This is a genomic window from Micromonospora sp. NPDC051141, from assembly GCF_044455765.1.
In the GTDB taxonomy this organism is placed as follows: domain Bacteria; phylum Actinomycetota; class Actinomycetes; order Mycobacteriales; family Micromonosporaceae; genus Micromonospora.
The window spans coordinates 147911-164548 of the sequence record NZ_JBITFD010000012.1; the positions used below are offsets into that span (position 1 = coordinate 147911).

11 protein-coding genes are annotated in these 16638 nt (G+C 75.6%); 8 read left to right on the top strand and 3 right to left on the bottom strand.

Annotation, left to right across the window (positions count from 1 at the left end):
- Positions 1–184: 184 nt before the first annotated feature.
- Complete coding sequence (locus tag ACIA6B_RS22855) at positions 185–1378, bottom strand: hypothetical protein (RefSeq protein ID WP_396776108.1); 1194 nt, start codon at positions 1376–1378, stop codon at positions 185–187.
- Positions 1379–1705: 327 nt separating this feature from the next.
- Here ACIA6B_RS22855 and ACIA6B_RS22860 point away from each other — a divergent pair, with 327 nt between their 5' ends.
- Together ACIA6B_RS22860 and ACIA6B_RS22865 are read left to right on the top strand one after the other, a co-directional pair.
- The gene (locus ACIA6B_RS22860) at positions 1706–3427 is read left to right on the top strand and encodes a hypothetical protein (RefSeq protein WP_396776245.1); all 1722 of its coding nucleotides are present in this window, start codon (positions 1706–1708) and stop codon (positions 3425–3427) included.
- A complete protein-coding gene (locus ACIA6B_RS22865) occupies positions 3385–5175 on the top strand; it encodes a hypothetical protein (protein WP_396776110.1) in 1791 nt (596 codons plus the stop codon). Before ACIA6B_RS22860 ends, ACIA6B_RS22865 begins: the two co-directional genes overlap by 43 nt.
- 34 nt (positions 5176–5209) lie before the next feature.
- Here the strand turns inward: ACIA6B_RS22865 and ACIA6B_RS22870 are convergent, their stop codons facing one another.
- A complete protein-coding gene (locus ACIA6B_RS22870; protein ID WP_396776111.1) occupies positions 5210–7168 on the bottom strand; it encodes a hypothetical protein in 1959 nt (652 codons plus the stop codon).
- A gap of 79 nt (positions 7169–7247) precedes the next feature.
- Between ACIA6B_RS22870 and ACIA6B_RS22875 the strand changes: the two genes are divergently transcribed.
- Positions 7248–8501 (top strand): PQQ-binding-like beta-propeller repeat protein, encoded by a 1254-nt coding sequence (locus ACIA6B_RS22875; protein ID WP_396776113.1) that lies wholly within the window; start codon positions 7248–7250, stop codon positions 8499–8501.
- Entirely contained in the window at positions 8498–9796 is a 1299-nt protein-coding gene (locus ACIA6B_RS22880; protein WP_396776114.1) for a PQQ-binding-like beta-propeller repeat protein, read from the top strand. The genes ACIA6B_RS22875 and ACIA6B_RS22880 overlap by 4 nt, the downstream gene beginning before the upstream one ends.
- Here ACIA6B_RS22880 and ACIA6B_RS22885 read toward each other — a convergent pair whose 3' ends face one another.
- Positions 9797–11281: a C39 family peptidase gene (locus tag ACIA6B_RS22885; RefSeq protein WP_396776116.1), complete on the bottom strand. Its 1485-nt coding sequence runs from the start codon at positions 11279–11281 to the stop codon at positions 9797–9799.
- Positions 11282–11349: 68 nt separating this feature from the next.
- Here ACIA6B_RS22885 and ACIA6B_RS22890 point away from each other — a divergent pair, with 68 nt between their 5' ends.
- The 4 genes from ACIA6B_RS22890 (at position 11350) to ACIA6B_RS22905 (ending at position 16505) form a co-directional block, all read left to right on the top strand.
- Positions 11350–12015: a response regulator transcription factor gene (locus tag ACIA6B_RS22890; protein WP_281935301.1), complete on the top strand. Its 666-nt coding sequence runs from the start codon at positions 11350–11352 to the stop codon at positions 12013–12015.
- Positions 12012–13169: a sensor histidine kinase gene (locus ACIA6B_RS22895; protein WP_396776118.1), complete on the top strand. Its 1158-nt coding sequence runs from the start codon at positions 12012–12014 to the stop codon at positions 13167–13169. Before ACIA6B_RS22890 ends, ACIA6B_RS22895 begins: the two co-directional genes overlap by 4 nt.
- Positions 13170–13372: 203 nt before the next feature.
- Positions 13373–15913, top strand: a complete 2541-nt coding sequence (locus ACIA6B_RS22900) for a malectin domain-containing carbohydrate-binding protein (RefSeq protein ID WP_396776119.1) — start codon at positions 13373–13375, stop codon at positions 15911–15913.
- Positions 15914–16118: 205 nt separating this feature from the next.
- Positions 16119–16505 (top strand): VOC family protein, encoded by a 387-nt coding sequence (locus ACIA6B_RS22905; protein WP_396776121.1) that lies wholly within the window; start codon positions 16119–16121, stop codon positions 16503–16505.
- Positions 16506–16638: the final 133 nt, after the last annotated feature.

Sequence of the window (16638 nt, forward strand, 5' to 3'; positions counted from 1 at the left end):
GGGCCCCGGGGGGGGGGGCCCCCCCCGGCCGCCGTTCCGGGGGTCCCCCACCCCCTCCCTCCCTCCCCCCTCCCTCCCTCCCCCCTCCGTCCCTCCCCCCTCCCTCCGTCGGCGTGATCAAGGAGTTTGCGTCGGAATCGATCTTCGCGGTGACGCGAACTCCTTGATCACCCACGTGCTGGGGTCAGCGGGGGGCGGAGAGGGAGCGGTACCAGGTCTTCTCGGTGCCGGCCAGGCTGAACGTCTGCTTGGCGTCGGTCTGCTCGACCACCACCAGGCCCGGACGGTCGACCAGGCGGGTGGTGCCGGGCGGCGCGGCGAACGAGGCGTCCCGGGTGCGCCAGGTGAGCACCGCGAGCGGCTGGCCCGGCACCGGCAGGGGGTACGCCTGGAGCGTGGTGGACCGGTCGGCCGGGGAGACGACGGGCGTACCGCCGCCGGCCGGGCGGTAGAGCACGGCGGTCATCGTCCCGGTGGGACTGTCCCAACTCAACTGTTCCAGGTCGCCCGGCTCGCCGCCGCCGAGCGCCACCTCGCCCAGCGAGCGCGTGGCGATCTTCGCCATCGGCCAGGACTCGGGCACGGAACGGGGCGCCTCCCGGTCGCCGAGACGGCGCGGGACGCTGCCGAACGGGCCCCGTGCGCCGGTCAGCGCGCAGGTGTCCAGGCCGGTCAGGGCGCGTTTGCCGGCACCGGTCTCGTCGCGTACCAGCGGGTAGCGGGGCGCTTCGGTGGCCGTACCCAGGTCGAGGACGCGGTCCGCGGCCCGGCCGCGCGGCAGCGACGGCGTGGGCCGCAGCGTCGCGGTCAGCTCGACGGCCCGGCAGGCCGGCACCGCGACCGGCTCGGTGATGCCGTCGGCGCCGGGCACCGTGCGGCCGTCCGGGCCGAGCAGGCGTTCGACGCGGGCGGAGGTGAGGTAGCGGCGCCCGGTGGGTTGCCGGACCGGCAGCACGTCGGCATAGACCAGGTAACCGGCCTCGGTGTACTCGGTGGCGTGCGACACCCGCCACCGCTGCCCGTCCCGGTCCAGTTGCAGCAGCCAGGAGGCGGCCTCGCCGGGCACGTCGGCGGCGACCAGCGCCAGCGGCGTGCCGGCCACCTCGCCGGAGAAGAGGATGCCGGAGGAGGGCAGGTGGACCCGGTCGTCGACGGGCGAGCGCCAGTCACGCACCGCAGCGGTGATCGCGGCGGTGGCGGCGGCGTCACCGGCGAGGCTGCCGCGTGGCGGCCAGACCGGAAGCGAGCCGTCCAGGCTGTCGTAGCCGACCCGCAGGGTCGTCGGCTGCCGCTCGGTCACCGGCCCGCAACCGGCTGTGGCCAGTGCCAACGCTGCCAGCGCGGCGCCCGTCACCGCGTTTCGGCGGGCTGAAACCACACTGATCCCCTCGCCGGTCGTCGGTCGGAAGCCCACATGGTACGAGACGCGCGGTCACCGGGCGGAGCCCGGCTCACCCGTTCGTCGCGGAACGTGACGTGCGATTCGTGGCTCAATATCCGGCTCCGGTAGACTCCGCCGACTGTGACGCCTGCCGAGACCCGCGGCGCCTCGACGCCGGCCGCCGCCGCCCCGACGGGCTCCCGATCCGTCACCCTCGACCCCCCACCGCCGGTCACCCGGGCCGAACCGCCGGCCGCATCCACCACCGAGGAGGCCGCGCCGGCCGCCCGACGCCGGTGGCGGTGGCGGTGGACGCGCCGCCGCATCGACCTGGTGGTGTACGCCGCCTTCCTGCTCGCCGCGATCTGGGTGACCAGCGGCATCTGGGCCGACCCGGCCGGCCGGGTGGCCGCGCTCTACAGCAGCGACCCCGCCCAGGTGCAGTTCTTCCTGGCCCACTCGGTGCGGGTGGTGCTGCACGGCGAGTTCCCGTTCTTCACCGAGCAGTTCAACTACCCCGACGGGGTCAACCTGATGGCGAACACCGCCATCCTGGCGCTCGGCATCCCGATGGTGCCGGTGACGCTCCTGTTCGGACCGGCGGTCTCCTTCGTCACGCTTGTCACGCTCGGCCTGTGCGGCACCGCCGCCGCCTGGTACCGGGTGCTCTCCCGGCACCTGGTCCGGCACCGGCCGGCCGCCGCGGTCGGCGCCTGGTTCTGCGGGTTCTCGCCGGCGATGCTGTCGCACGCCAACTGGCACCCGAACATCATCAGCCAGTTCCTGCTGCCGTTCATCGTCTGGCGGGTGCTGGTGCTGACCCGGTCGACCCGGCCGGTCCGCGACGGCGCGCTGCTCGCCCTGCTCGTCGTGGTGCAGGCGTTCATCAACGAGGAGATCCTGCTCTTCACCGCGCTGGCGCTCGGGGTGTTCCTGCTGGCCGTGCTGGTGCAGCAGCGGGACCGGTGGGCCACCGCGTGGCGACCGCTCGGCACCGGCCTGGCGGTCTGCGCGGTGCTGGCCGGCGCGTTGCTGGCGTACCCGCTCTGGGTGCAGTTCGCCGGCCCGATGGCGTACCACGGGCTCAGCGACGCGGTCCGCGACTACGGCAACGACATCGCCGCGTTCGTCGCCCCCGGCTCGCCCACGTTCGGCGGCAACGAGCGGGCCAACGTCAACCTGGCCCCGAACTACTCGGAGGAGAACGCGTTCTTCGGCTGGAGCCTGTCGCTGCTGGCCGTCGGCATCGTCGTCTGGCTGCGCCGGGACGTGGTGGTCCGGGCGCTGGCCGCGACCGGGCTGTTCTTCGCGGTGCTCTCGCTCGGTGAGCGGATCTCCTGGTGGGACCGGGAACTGGTGACCGGCCCGTGGGAGCTGCTGGTGCGGCTGCCGCTGCTGGACGCCGTGGTGCCGACCCGGTTCGGCCTGATCACCAGCGTGACGGTGGCGGTCCTGCTGGCGTACGCGGTGCGCAGCGCCTGGGTGCTGCGCGGGGTGGAGCGGCGGACCGCGCGGACGCTGACCGCCGCCGGCCTGGTCTTCGCGCTGCTGCCGATCGCGCCGATGCCGCTACGGGTCACCACCCGACCGCCGGTGCCGGAGTTCATCACCGCCGACCGGTGGCGGCAGTACGTCGGGCCGGACCAGACGCTGGTCTCCGTGCCGGTGCCGGCGATGGGCAACACCGACCCGATGCGCTGGGCGGCCAGCACCGACCTGGCGTTCAAGATCCCCGGCGGCTACTTCCTCGCGCCGCGCAACGGCGTCACCGGCGACCCGGGCCGCTTCGGCGGCCGGCGTAGCGGCATCGGCGAGATGCTCGCCGACGTGGCGTCCACCGGGCGTACGCCGAAACTCGACGACCGGCAGCGCCGTCGCTTCCTGGACGAGCTGCGGCACTGGAACGCGGCGGTGGTGGTGCTGCCGCTCGACGAGCAGAACGCCGAGCCGCTGCGGCGCACCGTGGAGCAACTGGTCGGGCCGGCCCGGCAGGAGCTGGACGTGTGGGTGTGGGACGTCCGGACACTGACCGACCGGTCCGCCTGAGCCCGGCGGCCCGGTCCGGGCCCGCGCCCCGGCGGCGGTGGTGGCCCCGGCCGGTCGACGCGCTCGTGGTGGCCGGCTACCTCGCCCTGGCCGTGCTGCTCACCGCCGACCAGTGGCGCCGCCCGGACCGGCTGTTCCACCAGGCCGGCGACCAGATGCTGTTCGAATGGATGCTGGCCCGGGCCGCCCGCGCGGTGACCGAGGGCGAGAACCCGCTGCACAGCGCCGCGCTCAACGCCCCGCACGGGGTGAACCTGATGGCCAACACCTCGGTGCTCGGGCTGGGCGTGCCGCTCACCCCGGTCACCGTGGCGTTCGGCAGCCAGGCCGCGTTCCTGGTCGCGGTGGCGCTCAGCCTCGCCGGCACCGCCACCGCCTGGTACGCGCTGCTGGCCCGGCGGCTGGTCCGCTCCCGGGCCGCCGCCGCGGTGGGCGGCCTGGTCTGCGGGTTCGCCCCGGGCATGGTGGCGCAGGCCGGGGCGCACCTGCACATGGCCGCCCAGTTCCTGGTCCCGGTGATCCTCGCGCTGGTGTTCCGGCCGGCCACCGACCGGGTCCGGCGCGACGGCGTGCTGCTCGGGCTCGCGGTCGCGTACCAGGTCTTCCTCGGCGAGGAGGTGCTGGTCTTCCTGGCGCTGGCCGCCGGCGTGCTGGCCGGGGCGTACGCGCTGGCCGACCGGGAGACCGCCCGCCGGCTGGCGCCCGTGGTGGCGCGCCGGTTGGGCCTCGGCGCGCTCGTTGCCGGCGTGCTGCTGGCGTACCCGCTGTGGGTGCAGTTCCTCGGCCCCGGCCACTACACCGGGATGCCGTTCCACACCCGCGGCTACCGGTTGGACCTGGCCTCGTTCACCGCCACCGCCCGGCAGACCGTGGGCGGGGACGGGCACCGGGCCGGGCTGCTGTCGCCGAACCCGACCGAACAGAACTCGTTCTTCGGCCCGTTCCTGCCGTTGCTGGCGCTGCTGGTGGCGGTACGGCTGTGGCGGCGACCGCTGGTGCGTGCGCTCGCCGCGTGCGGCCTGCTGTTCGCGCTGCTGTCGCTCGGCACCACCGTGGTCGTGGGGCGGCACGACACCGGGCTGCCCGGCCCGTACCGGCTGCTCGCCGGCGTGCCGCTGCTGGACCTGGTGGTGCCGGCGCGGTTCGCGCTGGTCTGCGTACCGGTGCTGGGGGTGCTGCTGGCGCTGGCGGTGGACCGGGTCCCGGGCGGCGCCGCACGCGGGCGGGCGCTGTGGGCCGGCGCGGTCGCCGCCGCGCTGCTGCCGCTCGTCCCGACCCCGATCCGCACCGTGCCGGTCCCGCCGGTGCCGGCCGTGGTGACCGGCGGCGGCTGGCGGGCGTACGTCCCGCCGGGGCGGACGCTGGTGCCGGTGCCCCCGGTCACCGGCGCGGCGGTCAGCCCGGCCATGTTCTGGTCGGCGCGCGCCGGGCTGGCCTTCGACGCGCCGGGCGGCTACTTTATCGGGCCGCGCTCGGCCGCCGACCCGACCGCCCGGTGGGGCGCGCCGGACCGTCCCACGTCGTTCCTGCTGCGCCGGGCCGCCGAGACCGGCCAGGTGCCGCCGGTGGGCGACGCGGAACGCCGGCAGGCGGTCGAGGACCTGCGGCACTGGCGGGCGGCGGCGCTGGTGCAGGCCGACTCGTCACCCGGCGACCCGGTACGCGTCACCGTGGACGCCCTGGTCGGGCCCGGGCGGGACGTCCCCGGCGGGCACCTGTGGGACGTCCGCGCGCTGCTCGGTGGCTGACCGCCCGCGCCGCCGGTTAGGCGGGGCCCCCGCCTTACACGCGGTCGCGCACGTCCCAGAGCCAGACGTCGTCGATCCGCTGCGGGGGGCCGAGCAGCGCGGTCACCAGGTCACGCAGCACCGCCTCGCGCGGCCCGGCGCCGAGCACCACCACCGACGCCCGCCAGAAGCGCAGATCCTCGACGGCCTGCCGGCGGTTCTCCGCGGTGATCTCGGGCAGCTCGTTGCGGTCCATGGTGGCGTAGATCAGCGTGCTGGTCGGGCGGTTCGGGGCGCCGAACACGCCCTCGCCCAGCTCGTTCGGGCCGATGAAGTAGCCACCCGGAATGGGGAACTCCTGCCCGGTCAGCGCGCTCCAGCGCAGCGTCGGCAGCCCGTGCACGTTGCTCGGGATCGGCACCGGCACCAGCGTCCGGCCGGCCGGCACGAACGGCCGCCAGCCACCGGCGGTGATGAAGTGCGGCGGCGGGTCCATCCGCTGCGCCGGCAGCGGGCGCGGCACCAGCGGCAGCAGGGCGGCCACGATCGCGGCGTACCCGACCAGGCGCAGCGCCCGCCGCCGGCCGGATACGGTCCGGCCCGCGTCGCCGGCGTCGTCGGTCGGCCCGGCGTCGGTCGGCCTGTCGTCGATCCGGGCGGCGTCGGTCCGTGCGGCGTCGGTCGGGTCGTTGTCGTGGTCGCCGGCGCGGGGTGCCGGCACCGGGGCGGTCCGGGGCCGGCCGGCGCGGGACAACGCGTCCCAGGCCAGCGCGAGCAGCACGCCCACGGCGGCCACCACCACCAGGCTCAACCGGGTCGGCATCATCATCTCGACGAGCGGCAGGTCGTCCGGCACGTACGCCCACGGGCCGGCCACACTTGTCTCCACGCCGTCGAACCGCACCACGGGCCCGATCGAGGCGATCGTGAAGAGCACCACCAGCACGGCCAGGATCCGGGCCGGCACCGACCGGCGGACCAGCAGCCCCAACGCGGCCAGCGCGACCAGCACCAGCGGCCAGCCGAACCAGGTGTTCTGCTCGGTCAGGCCGATGGTCTTCTCCACCGCCTCGTCCCCGGCCACGGTGTCCCGGGCGAACGTGACGAAGGCCATCAGGTCCTCGCCCCAGTTGTGGAAGACGCCGCCCTGCAACCCCCGGTAGGACTGCGGGCCGTTGAACTGGAACCAGATCGGGTACGCGGTGAGCAGCAGCGCCACCCCGCCGCCGACGGAGATCGCGGCCAGGAAGGACCCGGCCCGCGCCCGCGTCCCACGCGGCCGTTGCACCGCGTAGGCCAGCACGACGACCAGGCAGGCCAGCGCCGTGAGCAGCAGCATCTCCTCGTTGATGAAGATCTGGTACGCCACCAGCAGCCCGAGCGCCACCCCGTTACGTCGCCAGCGGCCCGGCTCGCCGAGCCGGAGCACCCGGGCCACGATCAGCGGGAGCAGGAAGTTCGACACGAAGTTCGGCTGCCCGTTGGCGTGGTGCACGATGCCCGGGGCGAACCCGAGGAACGCGCCGCCGACGAACGCCGCGCCGCGGGAGCGGACCAGGTGCCGCGACAGCGTCCAGTACGACGTCGCGGCCGTCGCCGACAACGCCGCGCCCAGATAGAGCGCGTACATCACCTGTGGACCGAACAGCATGGTCAACGGCGCGAGCGGCAGCGTCACCCCGAGCAGCGAGGTGTTCGCCATCATGTTGACCCCGTCCGGCGCGTTCTGCCGGGCGGTGAACAGCGGGTTCTCCAGGTGCCGCACCGAGTACGCGCCGTGCGCGAACAGCCACTCGAACCAGCTGTGGTCGGTCGGCAGGTGCGAGGACACCCGGTGCTGCACGTCGCCCCAGTAGTTGAGGCAGACGAGAACGCCGAGCAACGCATAGGCTCCGAGGGCCAGCAGGTCGGCGCGCGCCGGCCGGCGACGGGGCCGTCGCGGCGGATCCGCCGTGACGGCGTCCACCTCGACGGATGAGGAGTTCAGCGAGGGGTCCACCACCGGCACGGCCACGACGGGCCATCGTACAGGCGGTCCGGCGTCGGTCCGGTCACGGTCGGGCCGCGGTCCGGCGGCGCGGAGAGGGGTGGTCGTGGCCGTCATCGATCTGGGTGACCTGCGCGGCGACGACGCGGCGCCCGACGCCGTGCCCCGCCCGCCGCGGGCGGTCGGCCGCCCGTTCCGCGTCGCGGTAACGCTGCTGGTGGCGCTGGTCACGCTCGCTGCCGCCGCGCCACCGGCCCGGTCCGGGCCGGTCACGATCCCCGGCGGCACGGGGGCCTCCGCGTTCCTCTCCGACGACCGGGTGTACGTGGTGCGGCGCGCCGCGTCGGCCCCGGGCTGGGACGTCGTCGCGTACCGGACGGGGCGGGAGCGGTGGCGGGCCCGGGTGGACGGTGTCGACGACGTGGTCGCGGTCTGGGAGCAGGGCGGGCGGGTGCTGGCCGTCGGCCCGGCCGGAAACGGCGTCCGCTGGGAGACGACGGTGTTCGACGCGGGCACCGGCGCACCGCGCTGGCGGCAGGACGGCGTGGTGTTCCCGGCCGGCGACGCGCTGCTGCTGCGCCCGTCCGGCGGGCCGGGTCCCCAGTCGGTCCGCCGGTTGGCGGTGGCCGACGGGCGCACGCTCTGGACCGCGCCCACCACCGGTCGGGACGTGCAGTTCAGCTACGGCCGGTCCGGGGTGGACCGGATCCTGCTGCTGCCGGCCGCCGGCGAGACGGTGGTGCTGGACGCGGCGACCGGCGACCGGCTGGCCGCTCGCGACCTGCATCCGGGGGAGGTGCCCGGCGCCCGCGCCATGCAGGGCGCGGGCCGGCTGTTCCTGGAGACCCGGTTGGCCGGCGATGTCGTCACCGCCTTCGAGATGGACACGCTCCGGCCGCGCTGGACCGCCGAGCTGCCGTTGGTCGGTTACCTGGAACCGTGCGGGTCACTGCTCTGCGCCGGCCGGCAGACCGGCGGGATGTGGGCGCTGGACCCGGCCACCGGCGCGGTGCGCTGGGCCAGCGACCTGTGGTCGAGCGTGCTCCGGGCCGAGGGCGGTCGCCTGCTGGTCGCCGCCGGCCGGGAGGGCGGCGAGGGCCTGTCGGTGCTGGCGGAGTCGGACGGCCGGCTGATCGCCGAGCTCGGCGACTGGGACGTGCTCCCGCAGGGCGAGAACGGTGACCGGCTGTTCCTGACCCGGCCGCTGGGCGGCGACCGGCGGCTCCTCGCCGAGCCGGATCTGTCCGGCGGGCCACCCGTGGTGCGGGACGTGCTGACCGCCACCGACTGCACCGTCGGCCGGATGCTGCTGGTCTGTCGTGAGCGGGGCGGCGACTTCACCGTACGGCGGCTGCCGTGAGCCCGGTCATCGAGCTGGGCGAGCTGCGCCGTCCCGAGGACGACGACGAGCCGCTGCCCGCGCCGCCGCGGCGACCGCCGGGCCGGGCCGCCCGCGCGGTGGCGCTCGGGTGCCTGCTGCTCACGCTGGCCGGCGCGGCGGCGCCGGCCCGGCCGCCGGCACCGGTCCGGGTGCCCGCCGCGCCGGATGCCCTCTTCGTGGTGCTGGCGGGCCGGCTGATGGTGGCGGACGGTCCGAGCGCGCTCCACCAGGGCGGTCGGGTGGTCACCGGCTACCGGCTCACCGCAGGCGCGCCGGCGTGGCGGTTCGCGCTGCCCGCCGGGGACCGCGTGCTGGGGCTGACCGGCGCGGCCGGCGGCCTGCTGGTGTCGAGCAGCCCGACCGGGGTCGGCGACGCTCGCGCCACGCTGCTCGACCCGGCGACCGGCGCGGTGCGCTGGCAGCAGGTCGGCTACCCGGTCCCGACCGCGTCCGGCGGGGTGCTGTTCGAGAACCCACGGCCGGGCGGGACGGGCCGGGTGCTCGCCGTCGACCCGGTCTCCGGCGCGACGCGCTGGTCGCTGGCGGTGCCCCCGCAGGGAGTGGCGTACCGGCGGGACGACCGGGGCGTGACGCAGCTCCTGCTGATCGAGCCGGACGGCCGGGTGGCCGTGCACGACGCGGACTCGGGCGCCCGCGTGCGCGCCGGCCGGGTGTCGTCCGCGCCGGACGGTGTCGCCTACCGGTTCGCGCAGGTCGTCGCCGGCCTGCTGTTGGTCGAGGGCGTCTCCGGCGAGATCACCGCGTACGGGGTGGACCGGCTGGACCGGCGCTGGAGCGTGCCGGTGGACCCGCGCGCCGGGTCGTGGTTCACCGACTGCGCCGGCATGGTCTGCCTCCACGACCAGGTCGGCGACGCGCAGGCGCTCGACCCCGCCACCGGCCGTCCGGCCTGGACGGACGAGCGGTGGGCGGGGTTCGGGCCGGTCGGCGACCGGCTGCTCGCCGCCGAGGCGGGGGACGGGCCGGAGCTGGAGTTGTCGGTGCTGGAACCGGCGACCGGCCGGGTACTCGGGCGGCTGGGCCGCTGGCGGGTCAGCGGGCGGGACGACGGGTCCGGCCGGTTGCTCAGGCTGCTCGGGCTCCGTCACCTCGCGGGGGACCGGACGCTCGTCGGTGACCTGGACGTGCCGGCCGGCGAGGCACGGCCGCGGGCGGTCCTGCCCGGCTCCTGGGCCGAGTGCGCGGACGCCGGGACGGCGTTGGTGTGCCTGCGCCCGGCCGGCGGGCTGGCGGTGTGGCCGGCGCGGCGGTGATCACCAGTTGGCCTGGGCGGGCGGCGTCGGCAGCGGCACCGTCTCCGGTCGCAGCACGTACGCGATCCCACCGCTGCCCGCCTGCCAGGCCGCCTCGAACGCCGCACGCGGCACGGTCCGGCGGACCCGCTCGTCGTCCGGCGCGTACGGGTCGTTGAGCACCGGGTCGCCGTCGGTGGTGAAGCCGGCCAGCACGATCAGGTGGCCCCGGGTGTCGTAGTCCAGCCCGGGGACCTGCCCCCGGGTGAACGCCGCCGAGACGACCAGCGGGATGCCGGCGGCCACGAACCGTTCCGCCTCCGCCAGCGAGCGCAGCCGGGTGACGAACGCGTCCACCCCGTGCGTCGCCGCGTACGCGGTGTTGAACGGCCAGTTCCCGGCCCCCGCGTACGCGTGGTCGTAGCAGTGCCGTGCGGCGTGCACCACCACCGGGCGGGGGCCGGGCGGGTCGACCCAGGCGTACCGGTCCGGGGTGGGGCCGGCGCCCCAGAAGTCCAGCACCATCGACACGCAGGTGGGGCTGCACCAGGAGTCGCCGCCGCCACCCCAGCGGGTCTCCCCGCCGGTGTGCAGCCGCTGCGCGTACCGCGGCACGTCCAGCACCCGCCCCCACGCCCGGCCCGGTGCCCCGGCGTCGTCGTGCGCATCCCCGCCGGCCGGGCCGCTGTCGACGTGCCCCGGCGGCGGGGACGCCGGGACGTGACTGCCGGCGCTGGCGACCACGCCGACCGTGCGCAGCACCGGGCCGGCCGGCGCGTCGGGCCGGCGCAGCAGCGTCACCCGGACCTGCCAGCCGGTCACCCGTGCCCCGGTCACCCGGAGCGTGTCCGCGTCGACCCGGGCCCGGTCGTCGGACTGGCCGGGCACCGAGGCGCGGCGTACCGTGCCGTCGTCGGCCGCCCAGTGGCCCAGCTCGTACCAGCCGGTGGTGGCCGCGTCGCCCGCCCAGCCGCGTACCTCCACCCGGAGCCAGCAGCCGGGCGGCGTGTCGGCGGTCCAGGACGGCACCAGTTCGGCGGCGGCGAAGCCGACCTGCGTCACCGGCGAGGTCCAGGTTCCGGCGGCGACCCCGGGAACCGGATCGGTCCGCGCCGGCCGGTCGACCGCCGCGTCGGGCGCGGACCCGTCCGTGTCGGGCGTGGGTCCGCTCGCCTCGGGCGCGGACCCGTCCATGTCGGGCGTGGGTCCGCTCGCCTCGGGCGTGGGTCCGCTCGCCTCGGCCGTGGACCCGTCCGCGTCGGGCGTGGGGTTGTTCCCGGCGGGACCGGGGCCGTCCGCGTCGAGCGTCAGCCCGGCCGGGCCGGCGGAGAGTCCGGCGGCGCGACCCAGGTCCCGGTCCGCCGGGAAGCGGAAACGGCGGTACGCGACGTTCCGGCCGGGGGCGGCGGCGGTCATCGGCGGCTCCGCTCGGCTCGGCCCGGCCGGCAGCCGGGGCGGTGGGCGATCGTTGCCGGCGAGCATCGCGTACCCGAAGGTTTTCTGCAACGGCGGGCCGTGCCGTCCGGTTGGCGCCGCGCACTAGGTTGTGGGAGGTCACGAGGCGGGAGGCCGGAATGCGGGTACTGGTGGTCGAGGACGAGCGCAACCTCGCCGACGCGATCGCGCGCGGGCTGCGCAAGCGCGGCATGGCGGTGGATGTCGCCTACGACGGCGACGCCGGGCACGAGGCGGCGTTCGTCACCCGCTACGACGTGGTGGTCCTGGACCGGGACCTGCCCGGCGTGCACGGCGACCGGATCTGCGCCGACCTGGCCGCCTCCGGCACGCTGACCCGGGTGCTCATGCTGACCGCGAGCGGGACCGTCGCCGACCGGGTCGAGGGGTTGCAGCTCGGCGCCGACGACTACCTGGCCAAGCCGTTCGCCTTCGACGAGCTGGTGGCCCGGGTGCAGGCGTTGGGCCGGCGGGCCACCCCGGCCGCGCCGCCGGTGCTGGCGGTGGCCGACCTGGAACTCGACCCGGCCCGGCGGGTGGTGACCCGGGGCGGCGTGCCGCTCGACCTGACCAACAAGGAGTTCGGCGTGCTCGCCGAGCTGCTCCGGGCCCGCGGCGCGGTGGTGTCGAGCGAGGAACTGCTGGAACGGGTCTGGGACGCCAACACCGACCCGTTCACCACCATCGTCCGGGTCACCGTGATGACGCTGCGCAAGAAACTCGGCGACCCGCCGCTGATCGACACCGTGGTCGGCGCGGGGTACCGGATCGAGCGCGCCAAGTGACCTCCGCGCGGGTACGGCCGACGCTGCGGCTGCGGCTGACGCTGCTCAACGGCGTGCTCCTGGTCGGCGCCGGCGCGATCCTGGTGCTGCTGGCCTGGCTGCTGGTCCGGGACGCGCTGCGCCCCACCGACGAGCTGCTGCCCGGCACCACGGTGGTGCTCACCGACGGCCGCACCCTCGACGCCGGGCAGTGGCAGCGGCAACTGGTCGACGCCGCGTCCCGGGAGCTGCTGTTCAAGGGTCTGCTGGCGCTGCTGGCGATCAGCGTCGTCGGGGTGGCCGGGGCGTACCTGGTGGCCGGCCGTGCGCTGCGCCCGCTGCACCAGGTCACCGCCACCGCCCGCCGGCTCGGCGAGACCACGCTCGACGAGCGGATCGGGTGGTCCGGCGCGGACGACGAGGTGGCCGAGCTGGCCGAGACGTTCGACGCGATGCTGGACCGGATCACCGCCGCGTTCGAGGCGCAGAAGCGGTTCGTCGCGAACGCCTCCCACGAGCTACGGACCCCGCTGGCGGTGATGCGTACCGAGATCGACGTGACGCTCAGCGACGACGACGCGGACCTGGCCGAGTACCGGCGGATGGCCGGCGTGGTGCGGGAGGCGTCCGAGCGGGCCAACGGCCTGGTGGACGCGCTGCTGGTGCTGGCCCGCAGCGAGGCGCAGACCGGCCGGCGGTTGGCCCGCCGCGCCGAGTGCGACCTGGCCGTCGGCACCGCCAACGCGCTCTCCGCGGTGGCCCGCGAGGTGGAGCGGATCGGCCTGCGGGTGCACACCTCGCTGCGTCCCGCGCCGGTGGTCGGCGACCCGGGGCTGCTCGACCGGCTGGCCGGCAACCTGGTGGAGAACGCGGTCCGCTACAACCACCTGCACGGCCGGATGTGGGTACGCACCGGCACCGACGGGCAGCGGTCCTGGCTGGTGGTGGGGAACACCGGCTTCGAGGTCGCCCCGGCCGAGGTGCCCGGCCTGTTCGAGCCGTTCCGGCGCGGCGGGCAGGAACGCACCGGGGCGCGCGGCTCCGGTCTCGGCCTGTCCATCGTCCGGGCGGTCTGCGACGCGCACGGCGGCACGGTGAAGGCGGTCCCGCAGCCCGGCGGCGGTCTGGAGGTGACCGTCACGCTCCCGTCGGCCGACCCGCCGTCGGCCACCTGACCGCCGATCCGCGACCGCCCGGCCGGGCACCCGCCCTCACCTGTTCGTGCGGCCGGGCGCGCTGTCCCGCCCGCCCGCGACGGTGGTCGGGCGTGGCGGCGCGGTGGTCGGTCAGAAAGCTCGCCGCGCGCTGGACGCCGCCGCGGGCGTGGCTCAGGGTGAGCGGTGCGACACGCCTCACCGCCCGACCTACGGAGCTGCCCGTGACCCACCCCTCGCCGCCGCGCCGCCGCGCCCTCGCGGCCCTCGCCGCCGTTGCGTTGACCGCGGCCGGCCTGGCCCCGGCCGCCCCCGCCGGCGCCGCGCCCAACCACACCACCGTGGTCAAGGGCGTCCCGGCCACCACCTCGCCGGACATCATGGACGGCACCGTCGACGCGATCCACGACGCCGGCTCGAAGATCATCGTGGCCGGCTCGTTCAGCACCGTGCAGAACCGCAACTCCGACACCGACATCACCCGCAACTACCTGCTCGCCTTCGACAAGGCCACCGGCACGGTCGACACCGCGTTCGCGCCGTCGGTCGACAACGAGGTGTACGCGGTAGTCGCCGGCCCGACCGCCGGCACGGTCTTCGTCGCCGGCAAGTTCAACACCGTCAACGGGGTGACCCGACGCAAGGTGGCGCTGCTCAACGTCGCCACCGGCGCGCTTGTCACCAGCTTCGCCCCGCCGGCGTTCAACGGGCTGGTCAACGACATCGCGCTGGCCGGTACCCGGCTGCTGGTCGGCGGCATCTTCACCACGGCCGGCAACCCCAACCCGCGCGGCGGGCTGGCCTCCCTCAACGCCACCACCGGCGCGGTCGACGGCTACCTGACCACCGCGCTGACCGAGCACCACAACTACGACGGGGTCAGCGGCTCCAACGCCGGCGTCGGGGCGGAGAAGATGGCGCTCTCCCCGGACGGCACCCGGCTCGTGGTGATCGGCAACTTCAAGAAGGCCGACGGGGTGCTGCACGACCAGATCGTCCAGCTCGACCTGGGCGCCACCGCCGCCACCGTGGCCGACTGGAACACCAGCCGCTACACGCCGCGTTGCGCGTGGTGGGCGTTCGACTCGTACATGCGGGACGTCGCGTACGCGCCGGACAGCAGCTACTTCGTGGTGGTCACCACCGGCGCGCCGAACGGCGGCACGCTCTGCGACGCCGCGGCCCGCTTCGAGGGCGGCACGACCGCCACCGACGCGCAGCCCACCTGGATCGACTACACCGGCGGCGACACGTTCCTCTCGGTCGCGATCAGCGAGCAGGCCGTCTACGTGGGCGGCCACTTCCGCTGGCTGAACAACAGCGCCGGCGGCGACAACGCCCGGGCCGGCGCGGTCGGCCGGGCCAGCATCGCCGCGCTCGACCCGCGTACCGGCCTGCCGCTGTCCTGGAACCCGGGCCGCCACCCGCGCGGCATCGGCGCCTCCGAGATGCTTGTCACCCCGGCCGGGCTGTGGGTGGGCGGCGACACCTCGTGGATCGGCAACTTCCAGTACCGCCGGGAGCGGATCGCGTTCTTCCCGCTGGCCGGCGGCACGGCCCCGCACCCGACCACCGAGCCCACCCTGCCCGGCACGGTCTACCAGGCCGGCGTGCCGAAGCCCACCAACGTCCTGTACCGGGTCAACGCGGGCGGGCCGCTGGTCGCCGCCACCGACGGCGGACCGGACTGGGCGGCCGACGACGGCGGCAACCCCAGCCCGTACCACAACAGCGGCAGCTCGGCCGCCGGCTTCGCCGCGGTGGGCGCGCTGGACACGACCGTGCCGGCCGGCACACCGGCCGCGCTCTACAGCGACGAACGGTACGACCCGGCCGGCGGGCCGGAGATGACCTGGCAGTTCCCGGTGCCCACCGGTACCGAGGTGCGGGTCCGGCTCTACCTGGCCAACCGGTACGACGGCACCGCCGCCGTCGGCGCCCGCGTCTTCGACGTGGCGCTGGAGGGCGCCACCGTCCTCGACGACCTCGAGCTGTCCGCCGCCCCCGGGCACAACGTGGGCACCATGCACGAGTTCACCGTGGTCAGCGACGGCAGCGTCGACCTGGAGTTCCGCCACGTGACGGAGAACCCGCTGATCGACGGCATCGAGATCGTCAAGACCGGCGCCCCGCCGGCCGGCACCGGGGACGAGGTGCAGGCCCGCTCGTACGACGGGACGACCACGGTCGGCGCGCCGAGCCCGGTGGCGAACCCGGACAACACCGCGTGGTCCACCGCGCGGGGCGCGTTCTGGGTCGGCGGCACGCTGTTCTACGGCATGGACGGCGCGCTGTGGCGGCGCACGTTCGACGGCACCACGTTCGGCACGCCGTCGCTCGTCGACCCGTACCACGACGCCTACTGGGACACGGTGGTGACCGACTCCGGGCCGGCCGACCAGACGTACGCCGGGGTGACCACCGGCTTCTACGCCGAGATCCCCAACGTGACAGGCATGTTCCACTCCGGCGGTCGGCTCTACTACACGCTCGCCGGGCAGAGCGGCCTGTTCTGGCGCTGGTTCACCCCGGACAGCGGCACGGTCGGCGCGGACCGGTTCACGGTGGCCGGCGCGGGCGGGCTCGCCGACGCGGGCGCGGTGTTCCTGGCCGGCGGCACGCTCTACAAGGTCAACCGGAGCACCGGTGACCTGTCGGCGACGGACTGGCTCAACGGCGCGCCGACCGCGACGTTCACCGTCCGCAGCGGCCCCACCGTCGACGGCGTCGACTGGCGCGCCAAGGCGGTGTTCCTCGCCCCCTGAGCGGTGCAAGGCGGGGCCCCTTCTCAACGTTTGCGGTAGAGAAGGGGCCCCTCTCACCACCCGGGCAGGATTCATGGCAGGATCATCACGTCAGCCGAGAGGTGGAAGGGGGTGTGGTGATGTCCGTTCTCAACAATCCCGCGCCCCGCGTTCCCCGCTGACCCGCGCACTCCGCCGGGGCGCATTCCCCATCGGAGGAAACATCGTGAGTGCACACATCCACTGCGTGACAGTGGAGTCCGACGACCCGTACGCCCTGGCCGGCTGGTGGGGCCGGGTGCTCGACCGCGAGCGGCACGCCGACGACCACCCGGGTGACCCGGAGGCCGTCCTCGTCTCGCCCGACGGGCACGGCCCCGACCTGCTCTTCGTCGAGGTGGGTGAGCGTCACCGCAAGGGCGCGTTCCACCTCGACCTCCAGCCGGCCGAGGGCACCCGGGACACCGAGGTCGTCCGGCTGCGCGAACTCGGCGCGACGCTTGTCGCCGACCGGCGCCGGCCGGACGGCAGCGGCTGGGTGGTGCTCGCCGACCCGGAGGGCAACGAGTTCTGCGTGTGCCGCTCCACGGCGGAACGCGCCGCGTCGGTCTGACCCGGAAACGGCGCCGGGTCGGGCCGGCCTGACCCGGAACGGAAGCGGCGCCGGGGGGCCCCCCCCCCGCCGGGGGGGGCGCGCCCCCCCGGGGGGGGGCGGCCCCCGCCCCCACCCCCCCCACGGATTGAGA

Excerpts from the sequence above, each read along its gene's own strand:
- ACIA6B_RS22890 (WP_281935301.1), top strand. The coding sequence starts at position 11,350 with ATGCGGGTACTGGTGGTCGAGGACGAGCGCAACCTCGCCGACGCGATC.